This is a genomic window from Gemmata obscuriglobus (genome assembly GCF_008065095.1).
GTDB lineage: Bacteria > Planctomycetota > Planctomycetia > Gemmatales > Gemmataceae > Gemmata > Gemmata obscuriglobus.
This window is the reverse complement of sequence record NZ_CP042911.1, coordinates 1,582,390-1,601,335: the sequence shown is the minus strand read 5'-3', so window position 1 is coordinate 1,601,335 and position 18,946 is coordinate 1,582,390. Positions and strand designations below refer to the sequence as shown.

10 protein-coding genes are annotated in these 18,946 nt (G+C 71.8%); 5 read left to right on the top strand and 5 right to left on the bottom strand.

Translation table 11 applies throughout. The features are described from left to right. Window positions 1–11: 11 nt before the first annotated feature. Window positions 12–4,424 carry a tetratricopeptide repeat protein gene (locus GobsT_RS06660; RefSeq protein ID WP_010042846.1) on the top strand — a complete coding sequence of 1,471 codons (4,413 nt, stop codon included), beginning with the start codon at window positions 12–14 and terminating at the stop codon, window positions 4,422–4,424. Window positions 4,425–5,227: 803 nt separating this feature from the next. Here the strand turns inward: GobsT_RS06660 and GobsT_RS06655 are convergent. The 5 genes from GobsT_RS06655 to GobsT_RS06635 all read right to left on the bottom strand — a co-directional run bounded on the left by GobsT_RS06655 (window position 5,228) and on the right by GobsT_RS06635 (window position 11,557). Continuing rightward, window positions 5,228–5,422, bottom strand: a complete 195-nt coding sequence (locus tag GobsT_RS06655; RefSeq protein ID WP_010047387.1) for a hypothetical protein — start codon at window positions 5,420–5,422, stop codon at window positions 5,228–5,230. A 110-nt stretch (window positions 5,423–5,532) separates the two neighbouring features. Further along, window positions 5,533–5,901 (bottom strand): TraR/DksA family transcriptional regulator, encoded by a 369-nt coding sequence (locus tag GobsT_RS06650; RefSeq protein ID WP_010047390.1) that lies wholly within the window; start codon window positions 5,899–5,901, stop codon window positions 5,533–5,535. 913 nt (window positions 5,902–6,814) lie between these two features. Then, on the bottom strand, window positions 6,815–8,521 hold the full coding sequence (locus GobsT_RS06645; RefSeq protein ID WP_010047393.1) for a SulP family inorganic anion transporter: 1,707 nt from the start codon (window positions 8,519–8,521) through the stop codon (window positions 6,815–6,817). 111 nt (window positions 8,522–8,632) lie between these two features. Then, window positions 8,633–10,087 (bottom strand): sigma-54-dependent transcriptional regulator, encoded by a 1,455-nt coding sequence (locus tag GobsT_RS06640; RefSeq protein WP_010047397.1) that lies wholly within the window; start codon window positions 10,085–10,087, stop codon window positions 8,633–8,635. A gap of 18 nt (window positions 10,088–10,105) precedes the next feature. Further along, complete coding sequence (locus GobsT_RS06635) at window positions 10,106–11,557, bottom strand: sensor histidine kinase (protein WP_010047400.1); 1,452 nt, start codon at window positions 11,555–11,557, stop codon at window positions 10,106–10,108. Window positions 11,558–11,907: 350 nt separating this feature from the next. Between GobsT_RS06635 and GobsT_RS06630 the strand changes: the two genes are divergently transcribed. From GobsT_RS06630 to GobsT_RS38635, 4 genes are read left to right on the top strand one after another with little or no spacing between them, the layout of a single operon-like run. After that, window positions 11,908–15,000 (top strand): DUF2309 domain-containing protein, encoded by a 3,093-nt coding sequence (locus GobsT_RS06630; protein WP_010047401.1) that lies wholly within the window; start codon window positions 11,908–11,910, stop codon window positions 14,998–15,000. Then, window positions 14,993–16,474 (top strand): proton-conducting transporter transmembrane domain-containing protein, encoded by a 1,482-nt coding sequence (locus tag GobsT_RS06625; protein ID WP_109571242.1) that lies wholly within the window; start codon window positions 14,993–14,995, stop codon window positions 16,472–16,474. The genes GobsT_RS06630 and GobsT_RS06625 overlap by 8 nt, the downstream gene beginning before the upstream one ends. Beyond that, window positions 16,471–17,865, top strand: a complete 1,395-nt coding sequence (locus GobsT_RS38640; RefSeq protein ID WP_010039332.1) for a proton-conducting transporter transmembrane domain-containing protein — start codon at window positions 16,471–16,473, stop codon at window positions 17,863–17,865. Before GobsT_RS06625 ends, GobsT_RS38640 begins: the two co-directional genes overlap by 4 nt. Window positions 17,866–17,910: 45 nt before the next feature. Further along, window positions 17,911–18,900: a phosphoglycerate dehydrogenase gene (locus GobsT_RS38635; protein ID WP_010039334.1), complete on the top strand. Its 990-nt coding sequence runs from the start codon at window positions 17,911–17,913 to the stop codon at window positions 18,898–18,900. The last annotated feature ends 46 nt before the right edge of the window (window positions 18,901–18,946 follow it).

Sequence of the window (18,946 nt, the reverse complement as noted above, 5' to 3'; positions counted from 1 at the left end):
AGAGGTGAACTGTGCGCCGAACCTTGTACTGGAAGCGGCTCCTGATCGTTGTGACGGCGCTACTCATGTGCGGCGGGGCGACGTTCGCCCTCCACCGGGTCCAGCTCCGCAGCCAGGTGACCGTTTACAAGGAAGCCGCCGAGCGGGCCGAAGCCGGGATCGACGGCGACCCCAAGAAGCGCGGCGAGGTCATCGACCTGTACGCCAAGTACCTCAAGTTCCGCCCCGCCGACGAGGGCGCGTACCAGAAGTTCGCCGCCCTCCTGTTCGCCCAGGCGAGCGCAGAGCCGGCCGCCGGCCCCCGCGCCGTGGCGGGGGTGGAAGGGTTCCTGCGGGCGTTCCCGGCGCACCCGGACGAGCGGCGCCAGTTGGCGGAGATGTACGCCAAGAGCGGGCGCCACATGAACGCCCAACAGCACGTCGACATGCTGCTCAACGCCCCCGACGCCCCGGCCGACGACGTCGCGACGCGCGAGCTGGCCGCCGAGTGCGACTGGGCGCTCGGGAAGAAGCCGGAGGCGATCGCGCACCTCCGGAAGGCCATCGCCACGAAGAAGGCCCCGGTGCGGGTGTACAAGCGGGCGCTGGAGCTGACCCACCAGTACACGGTCGACCCGCAGCGCGAAACGAACCTGGGCGACCTGCTCCGGGCGCTGCGCGAGGAGGAGCGGTTCCGCAACGACCCGGAGGCGTGCCTCGCGGCCGCCCGGTTCAAGCTGTTCCTCGGCTGGAACGACGCCCGCGCCAACGCCGAGTACGCGCTGCACAACATCCCGGGCGGGGAGCAGAACCCGGACGCCCTGTTCACGATGGCCGAGGTCGAGATCGCCGAGCTGAAGGCCACCAGCGACGCGCCGGCGAAGCTCAAGGAGATCGAGTCCCTGCTGCGCCGGGCGCGGGACCGCGACCCGAAGAACATCGCGGTCGGCTCGCTGCTGTGCGACGTCCTGGTCCGCCAGGGCAAGCGGGACGACGGGCTCGAGGTGCTCCGCGCCACCGCGAAGCTGCTGGACCCGAAAGAGAACGACTACGTGATGGTCGCCGACCGGCTCATCGACCTGGGCGAGGCGGAGGACTCGGCCCGGATGACGGACGTGATCGCCGCCGACGAGGCCCGCAAGGCGGTGGTGCCGTACCTCCGCGGGCGGCTGGCGGCGCTCAAGAAGGACTGGAGCACCGCCCTTCGGCTGCTCGAAGAGGCCCGCCCGAGCATCGCCCGGGCGCCGGCGCTCAACAAGAAGCTGCTGGTCGCGCTGGCCGCGTGCTACGCCGCCGTGCTGAACCCCGACAAGCAGCTCGAGTACTGCCGCACGGTGCTGGCGACGGAGCCGGACTACCCGCCGGCCGTCGTCGGCGAGGCCGAGGCGCTGGCCAAGCTGAACCGCGTCGGCGAGGCCCTGCCCCGGTACCGGCGGATCGTGAACGGCTACCGGCTGAACGAGCACCGCACGGAGCTGGTGCGGCTCGAACTGTACCACGTGCTGGCGCAGCCGGGCGCCAGCGGGGAGCGCGACTGGGACCGGTTCAACGAGGCGGTGAAGCCGGTGCCGGTCGCGGAGCGGCCGGTGGAGATGCAGGTGCTGTGCTCGGACGCGCTGGCCGCACAGGGGAAGACCGACCAGGGCGCCGACGAGCTGCGCCTGTGGATCGACAAGAACCCCAAGAGCCCGAAAGCGAACGCCGCGTTCGTGGCGCTGGCCCGGCTCAACACCGGGGGGACCGCGGAGTCCGCGCTGGCGGTGCTCGAGGAGGCCAAGACCAAGTTCGGCGACTCGGTGGACCTGCGGCTGGCCCAGGCCGGGCTGCTGGTCGCGCGCAACCGGGTGCCCGAGCCGGACAAGTTCGCCGCGCTGGCCGACGGCCCGCCGGGGATCGCCAAGCCGGACCAGTTCCGGCTGTGGTACGGCCTGGGCCAGGCGGTCGGGCGGGTGGCCGACCTGCAGCCCGACGGGGCGCAGGCGCAGGGGCTCCGTGAGGTCGCGCTGAAGCTCCTGCGCGCCGCCGCCGACCTGGTGCCGGGCGACCTGGGCTGCCGCACGGTGCTGCTGGACAACGCCATCGCGGCCGGGCGCGCGGACCTGGTCGCGCAGGCGCTCACCGAGATCGAAACGATCGAGGGCGGCGGCGGCCCGTACGCCGCGCTCGGGCGGATCGCAGTCGAGCTGCCGCAGGTGAAGAAGATGACCGACAAGGCGGCCCGGGACGCGGCCGCCGCCCGGCTCCGCGAGCTGGGCCGCCGCGCCCAGATCGCCCGCCCCGGCTGGGGCCGCGCGTACGTGGCCCTGGCCGAGCTGGACTACATGCAGGGGCTCAACGACGCGGCGCTGGAGAACTACCGGAAGGCGATCGACAACGGGGAGCGCCAGGAGTTCGTCATCCGCCGGACGATCGAGCTGTTCCGGGTGAAGAAGCAGGACGACCTGGCGGTCGGGGTGCTCAACAAGCTGCGCACCGAGATCCGCCTGCCGGACGACCTGGAGCGGTACCGCGCGATCCGCGACCTGCTGGCCGCCCCGGAGGTGCCCCGCAACTCGAAGGCGACCGTGGACGGCATCGCCCCGGTCGACAGCAAGGACCACCGGCTCCAGTTGCTCCGCGGCGCCCTGCTGGCCACGATCCGCGAGGACGCCGGGGCCCTGACCGCGTTCAGGCGGGCGGTGGAGCTGAACGACCGGTCGCCGGAGACGTGGGGCTCGCTGGTGTCCCAGCTCGTGCGGACCGGGGACCTGCCCGGCGCGACGCAGGCGGTGGCCCAGGCCGAGGTGAAGCTCGCGGCGGCCCCGGCGGCGACCCCCGAGGCGCGCGCCGAGCTGCAAGTCGCGCTGGGCGGGTTGCACGAAATGGTGGGCGACCGCAAGGCCGCGCTCGGGCACTTCGAGGCCGCGGCCGCCGCCGCCCCGCTCGACCTGAACGCCACCCGCCAGTTGATCCAGTTCCACCAGCGCACCGGCCAGGCGGCGACCGCCGACCGGCTCCTCGCCGCCGCGAAGGACTCGCCCGCCCAGGACACGGCCCGCTGGGCCCGGCGGCACCTCGCGCTCACCACGATCGCGCGGCCGAACGCCTACGTGGTGCGGAACGAGGCCCTGGCGCTCGTGGAGCGGAACCTGAAGGACGCGCCCAAGGACCCCGAGGACCTGAAGGCCCGGGCGGTCATCTGGACGGTGGACCCGGCGACCCGCGGGGCGGGCATCAAGGTGCTGAAGGAGCACGGGGACCAGGGCGACCTGACGCCGGACGAGTGCTACCTGCTGGGCCGGCTCGCGTTCGACGTGGGCGAGTACGCCGAGGCCGAGGACCACTTCAAGCGGGCGGCCCGCATCCGCCCCGGGGTGACCGCCGAACACATCGCGGCCCTGGTGCGCGTGCAGGTGGCCCTCTCCCCGCTCGGCCAGTTGGGGCGCGCCGAGGCGACGCTGGACCGGCTCAAGATCAACAACCCCGGGAGCTGGGAGGCGGTCCGGGAGGAGGCCCGGCTGCTGCACCGCAAGAGCCGCGACGCCGCCACCGTCGCGGACACGGCCGACGCGAAAAAGCTGGTCGAGAAGGCCCGCGCGGTGCTCAAGAGCTTCAAGGGCTGGGACGAGCCGGACGCGATCGTTTCGCGCACCGGCCCGGTGTTCGAAGAGATCGGGCTGCCGGACGAGGCCGAGGCGCTGTACAAGAAGGTGGCGTCCGGCACCGCCCCCGACGCCCACCAGCCGCTGGCGATCCTCTACATCCGCCAGAAGCAGCCCCAGCAGGCCATCGCCCTGGCGTTCGAGCGCGAGCGGAAGGCCCCGGTCCTGCTGACCGCGCAGCTCCTGACCGGCGCCGTGCGCACCAAGCGCCCGGACGCCGCCACGGAGGCGAAGGTCGAGAAGTGGCTCGACGAGGCGCTGGCCAAGTCCGCGGCCGACCCCGAGCTGGAAGCCGCGCTGATCGGCGCCAAGGCCGAACTGGCGGACGCCCGGGGCGAGTACGCGACCGCGATCCGGGAGTACGAGCGGTCGGCCGCGAAGCTCGCCCGGGGCCGCGACTCGAAGGGCCGCAAGGACGTGATCACCAACAACCTGTGCATGCTGCTCGCGCTGCACCAGCCGGCCCGCGCCGACGAGGCGGTGAACCTGATGTCGGAGCTGATCGCGATCCGCGGCCCGGTCCCGGCGTTCCTCGACACCCGGGCGGTCGCGTACCTGGTGAGCAGCCGCCCCGAGCTGGCGATCAAGGACCTGGAAATGGCGCTCACCCAGTACGACCGGGCGGCGTACCACTTCCACCTCGCGTGGGCCTACGACCAGAACGTGCTGGCGGCGCAACGGACCCGGGCCGTTGACGAGGTGGACGCGGCCCGCCGCCTGGGGCTCACCGCCGACGACCTGCACGCGATCGAGTTCAAGAAGTACGAGCAGCTCCAGACCAAGTACCCGCCGCGGGTGAAGTGACGAACCCGCCGCCCCGGGTTGCGCGAGCACCGATCAACACGCGTGTGGTCGCTTCCCGAGCCGCGCGGCTCGGGAAGCGACCACATGCGTGTTGATCGCCACTCACGCCGGTTTCTGTAACGGGTCGCGGTGGGACCGGTGGTAGACGCGTGATGTCGCGCCCGCGTCACCGCGGTTCCGGCCTTGGGGAGTGTGGTCCGCTCACTCCGTGCAGAGGTATTATCACGGTTCTGGCACGGCGGCGGCTTCGGTAATCTGGACGCAACTGCAAATCAATAGACTCGTTGCGCAATAGGGCCGGTTTTCGCCGTAGGTCCTTGCTTGAAAACGAGTTGCGGCATTGAATGTGAATTCGCCACAAACTCTTTCTAAACAAGGACTTGCTGCCTATTGCGCTACGAGTCTAATTATGCAGTTGCGTATGTGTTGTTCTGGTACACGTGCCCGATGGTCGTGTCGCTTTGTTGACGAGCCGCGACCGCCAGGAGCGGTGACACGTATACCGCTCCCTGGCGGTCGCGGCTCGTCAACAAAGCGACACCGCAGATGGGTTCATGTATGGGATACTCGGTTCCGACGTGGATGGTCCGACTCACGACCGGAGCCCCGCGAGGGGCCTATTGACCCTCGCAGGGCGTTTCGCAGGCGCTACATTCCCTCGACCACAGCCGCGACCGATCCGTGATAACACCGCTCACCGAGTGAGCGGACCACACTCCGGGCCAGAACCGCGGCGCGAACTTGAAACTGCTGGACTTGGTACCCACGCGCACCACGCACGGGGGCGATTCACGTGCGCCGGATCAGCCCGCGACGGGCACCGGGGCGAAGGTCGGAACCGGTTTCGCGGCCGGGGCCGGGGCCGCAACGGGTTCCGATTCGCGGGTCGCGAGGTACGCGACCGAGACGGCGATCGTGCTGAAAACGCTCAGGGCGGTCAGCGAGCACATCGCGGAGATGGCAACCAGTTCCCACATTTCCAGTCCGACCGGCATCATGGTAGTATCCCCGCCACCTGTGAGTGAGGTACTGGGACTCGCCGGGGCGGGTGGTGCGCCGGTCGGCGGTCCGGAATCTCCAAATCGTGTTCAGTCCAATCCGGTCCGGGTCAGCCGTTGTGCCCCGCCTCGGCGGCGCGGGCGCACTTGATGCAGTTACGGGCGTACGGGATCGTGGCCAGCCGCGTCCGGGCGACCGCGCGTCCGCACCGCTGACATCTGCCGAACGTCCCCTCGTCGAACCGCGCGAGGGCGGCCTGCGCCTCGCCGAGGATCTGCTCCTCGGACAGCAGGACGCTGCGGGCGACCTCCTCGTCGCCTTCGTTACCGGCGGCGGTCGCGGCGGCGGTTCCCGGACCGACCGGGCGCTGCGCCTCGGCCGTCAGTTGCGCGACGCCGTTGGACAGCCGGTCGACCAGAACTTCCAGTTGCTTGCGGCAGGCGCCGAGGACATCCTCGCGCGGCGTCGTGGCACTCATGGTGGCTCCTTCGAGACTTCCTGTTGTGTGCGTGCCGGTACTAACGCAACGCCCGTGCCGCACCCCGCGAGAACGCGGCAATGAGCTGAAAACGCTAGGAAAACAAGGCTTTTGACGCGACGCAAGCGGGCACGCGGGCGCCGCGGTGTGCGGCCGTGACACGCCCGCGCGCGGGTGCGCCACAGCGGGTGTGCGGCCCGCCGGGCCGACGCGCGGCGCCCGCCCCGGGCGGGAGCGCAACAGCGAGACGGGGTGCGGATCGTTTGGCGACAGCGGCCGCTCGGTCCGTCGAGCGGCGGCGAATCGGTCGCACGAGTTCGCACCACGTCGAGCGGTTCGGTCCCGTTGGACGCGCGGTGCTGTAACGGGGGTTACAGCACCGCACGGGTGGTCACTGACGCACCCGCGCCTTTTGGGTGCGGCGGCACTCGGCTGTAACGGGGGTTACAGCGCCACGCGGGCGGGCACTGGTGGGGCATCGGCCGGTCGGCGACGGGACATCTGCTGGCGGTTGAGTGGCCGTTCGCTGGGGACATCGCTACCCGCGAATCCCGCTCTCAAGCTCTGGCAGTGAGCCTCGGGGCAACGGATTCCGGTTTCAACCGCGTTCGACGGATGTGACGCAACGCGATTTCGCCGCAGCACTTACGGTCGATTTATCGTGTGCGCGCGGGAGCAACCTTCAAACAAGAACCCGGGCGCCGGGCGCTCCCGACGCGGGCGCGATTTTTGGAAACGCTGCAATGAGAGAAATGAGGTGGAGAACAGCCCGACGTGCCGGTCGCTCCGTCCGCAGCGGTTTCGGGAACGGAGCGGGTTTTGATGCGGCGGCCCCGGAACGGGTCCGGGCGGACCGCGCCGGGGCTCCCACAGGGGTTGAAACGTGGTCGCCGTCCGGCGCGGCCCGTGGCCCCTACACCGCCGCGGGGGTCGACTCGCGGCCGGCGCCCTTTCGCGCCGCCAGCGGGTGCCCCGAGAGCGGCACGTGCTCCTCCAGGCCGATCACCTTCAGCCGCTTCCCGAGGTGCGCGAAGTCGTCCTCGAGCTGGTGCAGCTTCTCCATCACCGTGTGGTCCACCAGCCGGGTGCGCGACAGGTCGAGCACCACCTCGTCGCGGCGCTCGGCCTCGCGGAAGATGACGGCCCGCACGCCGAGCCAGTTGGAGAACACGGCGGCCCGCCGGACCACCAGCACGACCAGCCGGTCGCCCTCCGGCACCGCCTCCACGTCGCACGTGAACAGCCCGCGCACCGAGCACCCGTGCCACACGTGGAACGCGACCTTGAGCCCGATGCCGACGCCGATGCCGATCAGCAGGTCCGTCGCGAGCGTCGCCAGGATGGTCCCGACGAAGACGATGAACTGCTCGCTGCCCACCTTGTAGGTGCGGACGAACTCGACCGGGTTCGCGAGCCGGAACCCGGTGTACACGAGCATCGCCCCCAGGGCCGCCAGGGGGATGTGGTGGATCAGGTTCGGGAACAGCAGCACGAACCCGAGGAGGAACAGCCCGTGGAACAGGTTCGCCGCCTTCGTGCGCCCGCCGCTGTCGATGTTCGCCTTGCTGCGGACGATCTCCGAGATCATCGGCAGCGCGCCGATCGCCGCACACAGCGTGTTCGCCGCCCCCACCGCCAGCAGGTCGCGGTCGAAGTTGGTCTTGCGGCGCCACGGGTCCACCAGCTCGATGGCCTTGGCGCTGAGCAGCGATTCGAGGCTGCCGATGAGGCAGAACAGGACCACGTACTGGATGCCGGTGGCGGTCAGCACCCCGCGGAAGTCCGGCACCGCGAACGCCTCGGCCGGGTTCTGGAGCACCTCGGGCATGTCCACCAGGAACCGCGGGCCGACCTCGAACTCGGCCCGGTGGTTCATGTCGAAGAAGCTGTCCGGGAACAGGTACGTGTGCTTGTGCTCGAGGTCGAACGCCAGCCCGAGGGCGACCGCGGCCACCAGCACGACGAGCTGCGCCGGCACCTTCCGCACCCACCCGGCCTTCACCAGCGGCAGCCCGAACAGGATCAGCAGCCCGACGAGCCCGATGAGCGCGATCTCGGGGTTGATGCGCCCCAGCGCCGCCGGCAGCCCGGCGTACAGCTCGAGCGGCCCGGCCCCCTTCTCCGGCGCCACCCCGAGCACCTCGTAGGCCTGCTTGGCGATGATGATGAGGCCGATCGAGGCGAGCATCCCGTGGACCGGGGTGAGCGGGAAGAAGTCCGCCAGCCGCCCGGCCCGGACCAGCCCGAGGAGGATCTGGACGACGCCCGCGGTCACGCCCACGCCCAGCGCGAGCTTGTACCCGAGGAACGCCCGGTCCGCGTCCGACAGGTCGGCCCCGAACTCGGCCCCGAGCTCGGTCACCGCCCCGTACACGATCACGATCAGCCCGGCCGCCGGCCCCTTGATCGTGAGCTGCGCGTTACTGATGAGGGTGCAGAGGACGCCGCCGACGACCGCGGTCCAGATGCCGGCGATGGGCGGGAACCCGCTGGCCCGGGCGATCGCGAGGCACAGCGGCATCGCGATCAGGAACACCAGGAACCCGGCGACGGCGTCGAACTTGAGGTTGGGCAGGAGGCCCGGCGCGAGCGGCGGGGGGGCGTTGGTCGGTGCGGCCACGGAAGTTGCCCTCGGGTGTGTTGGTCCGCCACAAGGCAACGCTCGTGCCGTTATGAAAAACACTTGAGAACACGCGAATCAGCCCGCGTGGCCCCGACAGCCGGTGATCGCTCAGGCGTCACCCTGCTCGTCGTCGGACCACACCGAGCGGGCGATGCTGATCCCCAGGGCGCGGATCTTGTTGCGGAGGCTGCCCCGTGTGATCCCCAGAACGCGGGCCGCCTGGAGCTGGTTCCCGTCGGTGTGCTTGAGCACCCGCACCAGCACCTCGCGCTCCATGCGCTCGAGGGCCTCGGCGTACAGGTTCTCGCTCCCCGCCCCGATGCGGCCGCCGACGAACTGGTCCCAGTCGAACGCCCCGTTTTCGCCAACCGTCGCGGGCGCGGCGCCGGCCGTCGGGTTGCGGACGTGCTCCGGGAGGAAGTCCGCGAGCAGCGCGGACCCGCTCATCCGCAGCACCGACTGCTTCAGCACGCTCTGCAGCTCGCGCACGTTCCCGGGCCACGGGTACGCCCGCAGCGCCGCCGCCGCCGCCGGCTCCACCTCCGCCACCGGCTTCCCCAGCTCGTGCCCGAACCGCTTCAGGTAGTGGTCGACGAGCAGCGCCACGTCGTCGCCCCGCTCGCGCAGCGGCGGGAGCGTGATCGTGAACACGTTCAGCCGGAAGTACAGGTCGCGGCGGAACCGCCCGTCCTCCGTCATCCGCTCCAGGTCGGCGTTGGTGGCGGCGATCAGCCGCACGTCGGTCTGGACGGTCTCCGCCCCGCCGATGCGCTCGAACCGCTGCTCCTGAATCAGCCGCAAGATCTTGGCCTGGGTGAGCGGCGTCATCTCGCCCACCTCGTCGAGGAAAATGGTGCCGCCGTGGCACTGCTCGAACTTCCCGATGCGCTTGCGCTCGGCGCTGGTGAACGCGCCCTTCTCGTGCCCGAACAGCTCGCTCTCCAGGAGCTGCTCGGGGATGGCGGCGCAGTTGATCGCCAGGAACGGCTTGTCCGCCCGCCGCGAGTGCTGGTAGATCGCCCGGGCCACCAGCTCCTTGCCGGTGCCGCTCTCGCCCAGCACGAGCACGGTCACGTTCTGGCCGGCGACCCGGCCGACGGCCTTGTACACCTCCTGCATCGCGGGGCACCGGCCCAGCAGCACGTCGCCCGGCACGGGCGCCGGCTCCACCTCGGGCATCACCGCGGGGGTGCGCATCAGCCGGCTGGACTGCGCGGCGCGGCCGATCAGTTGCCGCAGGTCGGCCAGCTCGAGCGGCTTGAGGAGGTACTCGTAGGCCCCCTCCTTCATCGCCTCGATGGCGAGGTCGGTGGTGCCGTGCCCGGTCACCAGCACGACCGGCACCCGGGCGTCGATCGCGCGCGCGCGGCGGAACGTGTCGAGCCCGGAGGCGTCCGGGAGGTGGACGTCGAGCACCACCACGTCGGGGCGGTCCCGGGCGAACTCCGCGAGCCCCTCGGCGGCGGTGGTCGCGGTGCGAACGGCGTAGTCCCCGTCGCGGAACGCGCGCTGGAAGGCGTGTCGGATCGCGGACTCGTCGTCGATCACCAGCAGCGTCGGCATGGGTGCGCACCAGGGGGTTCAGGGCGCCGCGGGCTCGCGGCCGGCGCCGGCGGGGAGCCGAACGAAGAAGCTGGCCCCGCCGCCCGCGCGGTTCCCGGCGTTCATGGTCCCGCCGTGATCTTCCACGATCCGCCGGGAGATCACCAGCCCCAGCCCCAGGCCGGTGTCTTTGCTGCTCGCGAACGGCACGAACAGCCGCGGCAGCATGGTTTTACTGATTCCCGGGCCGGTGTCGGACACCTCCACCTCGATCCCGCCGCCGGCCGCGCGGGCGCGGACGGTCAGCGCCCCGCCGGTGGGCATCACGTCGAGGGCGTTGAGCACCAGGTTCACGAACACCTGCTGGAGCTGCCCCGCGTCGGCGGTCAGCACCACCGGAGGGCCGGGCAGCTCCAGCCGGGTGGCCACGCGCTGCTGCTCGGCGCGCCCCCGGACCAGCCCGAGGACCGACTCGAGCACGGCGCCCAGGTCGGTCGGCCGGCGCTCCAGCTTGGGCGGCCGGGCGAACTCCAGGAACGTCTGGAGGGACCGCTCCATGCGCCGGATCTCGGACTCGATGATCCGCAGGTCCTCGGCCGACAGCGGCGGGGCGGCGCCCTCCAGCCCCGTCTGCACCAGCATCTTGATGGAGGTGAGCGGGTTCCGGATCTCATGCCCGACGCCCGCGGCGAGCTGCCCCACCGCCGCCAGGTGCTCGGAGCGGATCACCTCCAGCTCGCGCTCGTGGAGCGCCTGCATGACGCCCTCGATGCGCGCCGTGAGGGACTCCAGCTCGTCGTGCAGGCCGCCGAACCCGGGGTCGCCCGTCAGCAGGATCTCGGGCTGGTTCGGCCCGAGCTTCCCGGCCGCGTCGCGGATCTGCACCTGGAGCCGCCGGATCGACTGGCTCAGGAGCCGGGCGACGCCGTACCCGAACACCACCCCGGCGACCGCCCCGAGCCCCGCGACCACCGCCATGCCCCACGCGAGCCGGCTCAGCACCCGCTCGTGCTGGGAGGTGGTCTCCTCGACCCGCTGGTCGTTGAACGCCTCGATGTCGCGGCACGGGTACAGCACGTTCGCCTCGAGGAACTGGGTCGCCGCCTCGACCTGCCGGGCGTGCTCGGGCGCCCCCTTCGGGGGCATCGACTCCCACAGTTTCAGGTACCGGGCGAACCCGTCGTCGAGCTGGGCGGACAGGTCCTGCTCGCGCGGGTGGTTGGCGAGCTGGCGGATGTCGGCGAGGTGGACCAGGGCGCGGGCGTGCAGGTCCGTGACCGACTCGATCTGGTTGCTCTCGAGGGCGATCAGCGTGTTCAGGCACCCGCGCAGGTCGGACGCCGCCCGCCGGCTGGACACGTTCTCGCGCAGCACCCCGGTGATGGTCACCTGCTGGTGGAACAGCGACACCGCGGCGAACGCGCACAGGGCGACGAGGCACAGCGTGCCGAGCAGCACCGGCCACAGGAACCGCCAGCGGAGTGCGTTCATGGGTGGCCCTTTCGGATTCGGCCGCTGGCCGCCGGGCGACCAGGGTGGCGCCCGCGCGACCAGCACGAAGGACAGACGCTCATGCAAAACGGGAAACGTTCTCGGGCGAGCCGTTGGGGCTTCGGGTCAAAAGTCCGATCGTCGAAAGTCGGCCGCAACGTTACAAATCCGGTGAGAGAATGGTTTGTGACGTTACGACTTGCGGACCTGACGACTTGTGACCCGAAGTCCTGTAGACTTCGCACGGGCCGAACGTGAACAACGGCCCCATCCAGCACGCAGCGCGCCGGCACGCCAATTGCGTGCCACATTACCCCCATACACCAATTTATGCCCAGGCGAGTACACTGGTGGTCGTGAAGGACCTACATCACCCGGACCACGCGCCGCGCGACGGGCACACCAGCACACCTGCGGACCGCTTCAGGGCCGCGGTTGAGCACGGCGCGCACCTGCTGCCCGCGCAGGGGCCGATCAACGTCTTCATCCACCACAACACGCTCCACGCGTTCGAGGCGCTGCCGTTCGAGACGGCCGTGGCCCATGGCGCCGCGGTGTTCGGGTGCGAGCCGTACCTGACGGAGGCGCGGTACCGGGACGCGCTCGCGAAAGGGCGCATCCGGTTCTCGGACCTGCGCGAGGTGCTGGCCGACGACCTCGGGGGCCTCGCGCTCGCCCCGGTGAAGCCGCACGGCACGCGGCTCGACCTGCGCCTGGCCATGCTGCAGTACCCGCTGGCGGGCGGAACGGCCGACGAGCTGCGGTGGCTGATCGCCGAGACGGACGCGCTGACCCGGGTGCGGCCGGAGGCGTCGGCCGCGGCGCGGGGGCGGCTCGTGTCCGAGACCCGGCGCTGGGTGATGCGCGACCTCCGCGGGCGCAACGGCACCAACCCCGCCTGGATGCGCGACCTGTTCGCGCGGTTCGGCCTCGCGGGCATTGAGACGTGGCCCGAGGCGACGTGGGAGGCGTTCGCGCTCGAGGCGCTGTGGGCGCTGTGCCGCGAAGGCGCCCGCGCCACCGCGGACACCCAAGCGCCCGCGCCGCCCCCGATCCGGCACCGCGACCTGCTGCTCCGGGCCGGCGCCGCGGACACGGACCTGTGGGTCCACGACGTGCTGACCCGGTTCACCGCGGCGTTCCTCGATCAGGGCGTCTCGCACTGGCCGCTGCCGGGCCGCGAGCTGGGCTACTTCAAATCCTTCTGCGCGCTGTACTCGCACTCCGGCGGCCCGCCGGACCGGTGGATGGCCGGTCTGCCGGCCGAGGCCAGGGCGCTGCTCGCGGCCGGCACCGACCCGGCGGCGGCGGCGTGCGACGCCCTCGCCGCGCTGGGCGTGCCCGAAAGCGAGTGGGACGCCTTCGTCGGCGCGACGCTGCTCCCGCTCCGCGGGTGGGCCGGGATGGTGCACCAGGTCGAGACCCGCGGCGACCGGGTCGCGCTCCCGGTGCCGGGCGGGAGCCTGGTCGAATTCGTGGCGGTGCGGCTGTTACTCGAGAAGCACGCGGCGGCTTACGCGGCCCGCGAATCGCTCGGCGACACCGGCCCGCTGGCGCGGCTCCGCGAGCGGCTCCGGGCCGCCGCGAAGCCCGGCGGCCCGCGGGGCGAAGACGAGCGGGCGTTTCCGGTGTTCCAGCTCGCGCAGCTCCTCGGCTGGGGTGCCGGCGAGCTGGCGGCCCTCGGGCCGGACGGGTGGGCCGCGCTGTTCGCGGAGGTCGACGGGTTCCCGGCACTTGCCCGGCGCCGCGCGTTCCACCTCGCCTACGAGCGCCGGTTCCGCGAGCAGTGCCTCGACGCCCTCGCCCTCCACGCGCCGCAGAAGCCCCGGGGGCCGCGGTTCCAGGCGATCACCTGCCTGGACGAGCGCGAGGAGTCGTTCCGGCGGCACCTCGAAGAGGTCGCGCCCGACTGCGAGACGTTCGGGGCCGCGGGGTTCTTCGCGGTGCCCATGTACTACAAGGGCGCCGGCGACGCGCACTTCGTGCCGCTGTGCCCGATCGTGCTCACCCCGGCCCACTGGGTCGAAGAGCGGCCCACGGGCGCGGAGGAGGAGAAGGCCCGGCGGCTGAAGCAGACGCGGCGGCTGCTCGGGTCCGTGTCGCACCGGGCGCACGTGGGCACGCGGACCTTCGCCGTCGGGGCGCTGCTGACCGCCACGCTCGGCGTGCTGGCCTCGGTCCCGCTCGTGCTGCGCATCCTCTTCCCCCGGCTCACGGCCCGGCTCCGCGGCCGGCTCGGCAAGTTCGTCGCGCGCGAGCCCGGTACGGCGCTCCGGCTCGAGCGCGCCCCGGAGTGCGCCCCGGCGGGCGCGCCCGGGCACCTGGGGTTCACGGTGCCGGAGATGGCGACACAGGCCGAGCGGCTGCTGCGCGACATCGGGCTGGTGGACGGGTTCGCGCGGCTGGTGTTCGTGATCGGGCACGGGTCGAACAGCTTCAACAACCCGCACAAATCGGCCTACGACTGCGGCGCCTGCGGCGGCAGCCCCGGGGCGCCGAACGGCCGCGCCGCCGCCGCCATCCTCAACGACGCCCGGGTCCGCGCCAGACTGGCGCAAAACGGGATCGCGATCCCGGCGGAGACGTGGTTCGTGGGCGGGTACCACAACACCTGTGACGACTCGGTCACGCTGCTCGACACCGAGGGCGTGCCCGACACGCACCGCGACGCGCTCCGGGCGGCGGGCCGCGACATCGAGCAGACGTGCGCCCGCAACGCCCACGAGCGGTGCCGCCGGTTCATGTCGGCCCCGCTGACGCTCTCCCCGCAGGACGCCCTGCGGCACGTGGAGGGGCGGAGCGAGGACCTGGCCCAGACGCGGCCCGAACTCGGGCACGCGACCAACGCCCTGTGCGTCGTGGGGCGGCGCGAGCGGACCCGCGGGCTGTTCCTGGACCGCCGGGCGTTCCTCACCGCCTACGACCCGACCCGGGACGACGCGCACGGGACGGTCCTGGCCCGCACGATGGCCGCGGTGTTCCCGGTGTGCGGCGGGATCAACCTGGAGTACTTCTTCTCGCACGTCGACTCGCCGGGGTACGGGTGCGGCACCAAGCTCCCGCACAACATCACCGCGCTGCTGGGGGTGATGGACGGGGCCGCCAGCGACCTGCGCACCGGCCTGCCGTGGCAGATGGTCGAGATCCACGAGCCGGTGCGGCTCCTCATCGTGTGCGAAACCACTGTGGACATCATGCAGAAGGTGCTCGACGGGAACCCGATGGGGCGGTCGATGACCGAGAACGGCTGGGTGCAGCTCGCGGTCCTCTCCCCGACGGACAACACGCTCAAGGTGTTCCGCGACGGGGCGTTCCGCGACTACGCGCCGACGGCCGACGCGCTGCCGGCGGCGGCCTCGTCCGCGGACTGGTACCGCGGCTGGCGCGAGCACCTGGAGTTCGCCGAGATCGCCCCCGGCGCGGCGGGGGTGGAGCATGTCTGACCTCGCCCAGTTCGGGTCGTTCCTCGGGGCGCTCGCGATCCTGTGCCCGTTCGCTCTGGTGGTCATTTTGGGGCTGCCGGCGCTGGCCGGCGCGCCGGTGACCGAGCGCGCGGCCGACCGCGCGTGCCGGTGCCTCATCGCGACCGGGCTCGCGGCCACGCTCGGGGTGCTCCTGGTGATGCTGGCCACCGGCGAGCGGCATTTGGTGGTGAACCTGGGCAACTGGGTGACGATCGCCTCGCACGGGGGCGCGGACCACGGGCACTACCACTTCGCGATCAAGTTCGAGTTCGACCGGCTGTCGGTGCCGCTCGCGCTGCTGTCGTTCGCGCTGTGCGGCACGATCGCCGCGTTCGCGACCCGGTACCTGCACCGCGAGCCGGGGTACAACCGCTTCTTCGTGCTGTTCTCCGTGTTCCTGGCCGGGATGGTGACCGCGTCGCTGGCCGACACGATCGAAACGCTGTTCGCGGGCTGGGAACTGGTCGGGCTGTCGAGCGCGCTCCTGGTGGCGTTCTTCCAGGAGCGGGCCAACCCGGCGCGGAACGGGTTCCGGGTGTGGATCGTGTACCGCGTCTCGGACGCGGCCCTGCTGTTCGCCGCGGTCGCGCTGCACCACATGACCGGCGAAGGCGACTTCGACAAGCTCATGGCCGCCCGGTCGTGGCCGGACGGGCAGACGACGCTGACCGAGGGGCAGGCGCTCCTGATCGGCTCGCTGCTGCTGCTGGCCGCGATGGGGAAGTCGGCGCTGGTGCCGTTCTCGGGCTGGCTGCCGCGGGCGATGGAAGGCCCGACCCCGTCGAGCGCGGTGTTCTACGGCGCGCTGTCGGTGCACCTCGGGGCGTTCCTGCTCCTGCGGCTCAGCCCGCTGATCGCGGTGTCGCCGCCGCTGGCCGTCGCGATCGTGGCGGTGGGGCTGCTGACCGCGCTCTACGCCCACCTCGCCGGCACGGTGCAAACGGACATCAAGAGCGCCCTGTCGTTCGCGTCGCTCTCCCAGGTGGGGCTGATCGTCGCGGAGATCGGGGCCGGGCACTGGGAGCCGTTCATGTGGTACGTCGCGCTCACGCACCTGCTCGGGCACGCGTGCCTGCGGACCCTCCAGTTCGTGCGGGCGCCGTCGCTGCTGCGCGACTACCGGGAGCTGGAGAACGCGCTGGGCGCCCGGTTGCCGCAGCAGGCGGGGCCGCTCGCGGTGGCGCCGGGCCGGTGGCGCGCCTGGCTGTACCGGTTCGCGCTCGAGCGCGGGTACCTGGACGCGGTCCTCGGTGACTACGTCGCGGCGCCGTTCGTGAAGCTGTTCAAGCTGTTCGACCGGTGGGAGCGGCAGTGGACGGCGTTCCTGAACCAGGAGGGGGCTTCGGACGCGCCCGCCCGGCCGGCGCTTCCGAAGCCCCCTCCCGATGAGCGCCCCGCCCCTGCCCTCGCCCCAGCACCGCCCGCGCCCGAAGCCGTGGAGAGTGGATCATGACGTTCGGATCCGTCCCGTGGCTGGAGTGCGCGGTCGCGGTCCCGCTCGCCGGCGCGCTGTGCCTTTCGCGCGTCCGCGATGTCCGGGTCGCGTCGCGCTGGTGCCTCGCGTTCATGGGCGCGGGGCTGGCGTGCGCGGTCGCCGCCTGGGCCGGGTTCGCGTTCGGCTGGGCGGCCGACGGGAGCAGCCCCGCCGCCGTTCTGCCGAAGCTGTTCGGCCGGCCGGTGTTCACCCTCGACGCCCTGAGCGCGCCGCTGGTGCCGCTCGTGGCGCTGCTGCACTTTCTCACGGCCCTCGCCACCGCCCGCACCAAGATGACGCGGTTCTCGTTCGCGTGGCTCCTGGCCGGCGCGGCCCTGCGGGTGGCCGCGTTCTCGTGCCGCGAGCCGTGGGACCTGGGCGTGCTGCTGCTCCTGGGGGTGGCCCCGGCGTACTTCGAGCTCCGCCGGCGCGGCCGGCCGGTGCGGGTGTACGCGGTCCACATGGCCCTGTTCGCGGCCCTGCTCGTGACCGGCCTCCTGGCGCGCGCGATCGACGCGTCCGCGCTGGCCGCGGTTCTGCTCATGGGCGCCGTACTGGTGCGCAGCGGCACGTGCCCGGTTCACGTGTGGGTGACCGACCTGTTCGAGAACTGCTCGTTCGGCGGGGCGCTCCTGTTCGTGGCGCCGATCACCGGGATGTACGCGGCGCTGCGGTTGGTGCTCCCGCTCCACCCGCCGGAGTGGGTGCTGCAAGCGGTCGGCATCGTGTCGCTGGCGACCGCGGTGTACGCGGCCGGCATGGCGGTGGTGCAGGCCGACGCGCGGCGGTTCTTCGCGTACCTGTTTCTGAGCCACGCGTCCCTGGTGCTGGTGGGGCTGGAGCTGCACACCTCGATCAGCCTGACGGGCGCGCTGGCCCTGTGGGGGTCGGTGATGGTGTCCCTGGGCGGGTTCGGGCTGACGCTCCGCGCGCTGGAGGCGCGGTTCGGCCGGCTGACGCTGTCCGAGTTCCGCGGGCTGTACGCCGCGTCGCCGGCGCTGGCGGTGTGCTTCCTCCTGACCGGGCTGGCGAGCGTGGGGTTCCCGGGCATGTCCGGGTTCATCGCGGCCGAACTGCTGGTGGACGGCGCCGTCGAGACGAACCTGTTCGTGGGGCTGGTGGTGGTGGGCGCGGCGGCGCTGAACGGGGTGGCGGTGCTGCGGGCGTACTTCGCGCTCTTCACCGGGGCGCGGTACACGCCGGGGGTGCCGGTGGGCATCACGACGCGCGAGCGGGTCGCCGTGCTGACGCTCACCGCCCTCATCTTCGCCGCCGGTTTCTTCCCGCAAGCCTACGTACTGACCCGACACCGCGCGGCCGAAGAGGCCCTGGCCGGCGAGACCGTGACGGAAGGCCGGGCGGAGCACTAAAACTCACGTGGTGAGTCCTCCTGCCCTCCCCTCTCGGAACCGTCCATGCCCAAAGTGCTGATCGCCCCGCGCGAGGTGGCGAAGTTCGCGGACAAGTTTCGCGCGCCGCTCGATGAGGCCGGGTTGGAAGTGGTTGCGCTGCCGCCCGCGGAAGCGAACCTCCCGGCCGAGTCGGAACTGATCGCCGCCCTTCACGGTGTCGAAGCGGTCATCGCCGGCTCGGAAGCGTACAACCCGCGCGTGTTCGCCGCCAACCCGCAGCTCCGGGTGATCGCGCGGGTGGGCGTGGGTTACGACGCGGTCGATCTGGCCGCCGCCACCGCGGCCGGGGTCGCGGTCACGATCGCCCCCGGCACGAACCAGGGCTCCGTGGCCGAGCACGCGTTCGCGCTGATGCTCGGGTTCACGCGGCACATCCCGGCGCGGCACGCCGCGCTGAGTGCGGGCGGCTGGAACCGGCTCATGAGCCTTCCCCTGCGCGGCCGCACGCTGGGCCTAGCCGGGCTGGGCCGCATCGGAAAAGCGGTCGCCACCCGCGCGCGAGCGTTCGAGATGCGGGTGATCGCGTTCGACCCGTTCCCCGACGCCGCGTTCTGTGCCGCCACCGGCGTCGAACTCGTCCCCTTCGAGCGGCTGCTGGGCGAATCCGATTTCCTTTCCTTGCACCTCCCACTGACGCCCGAAACGCGGCACGTCATCCGCGCGAGCACCATCGCTGTGATGAAGCCCGGGGCGGTGCTGGTGAACACCTCGCGCGGCGGGCTGGTGCGCGAGGCCGATCTCGTCCCGGCCCTTCAGAGCGGCCGGCTCGGGGGCGCGCTGCTGGACGTGTTCGAGGACGAACCGACGCCCGCCGACAACCCGCTGCGGGCGTTACCGAACGTGGTGCTGACGCCGCACGCCGCGGGCGTGGACACCCAATCGCTCGAAGACATGGCGCGGTCGGCGGCCGAGGCGATCGCATCGCTCCGGCGGGGTGAGTGGCCGACCGAGAAAGTGGTGAACCCGGCGGTGCAAGCGGCTTTTCGGTGGTGAGTGAGTGCCACAGCTTCGGCGATCCCGACGCGCAACGCCGTGAGGG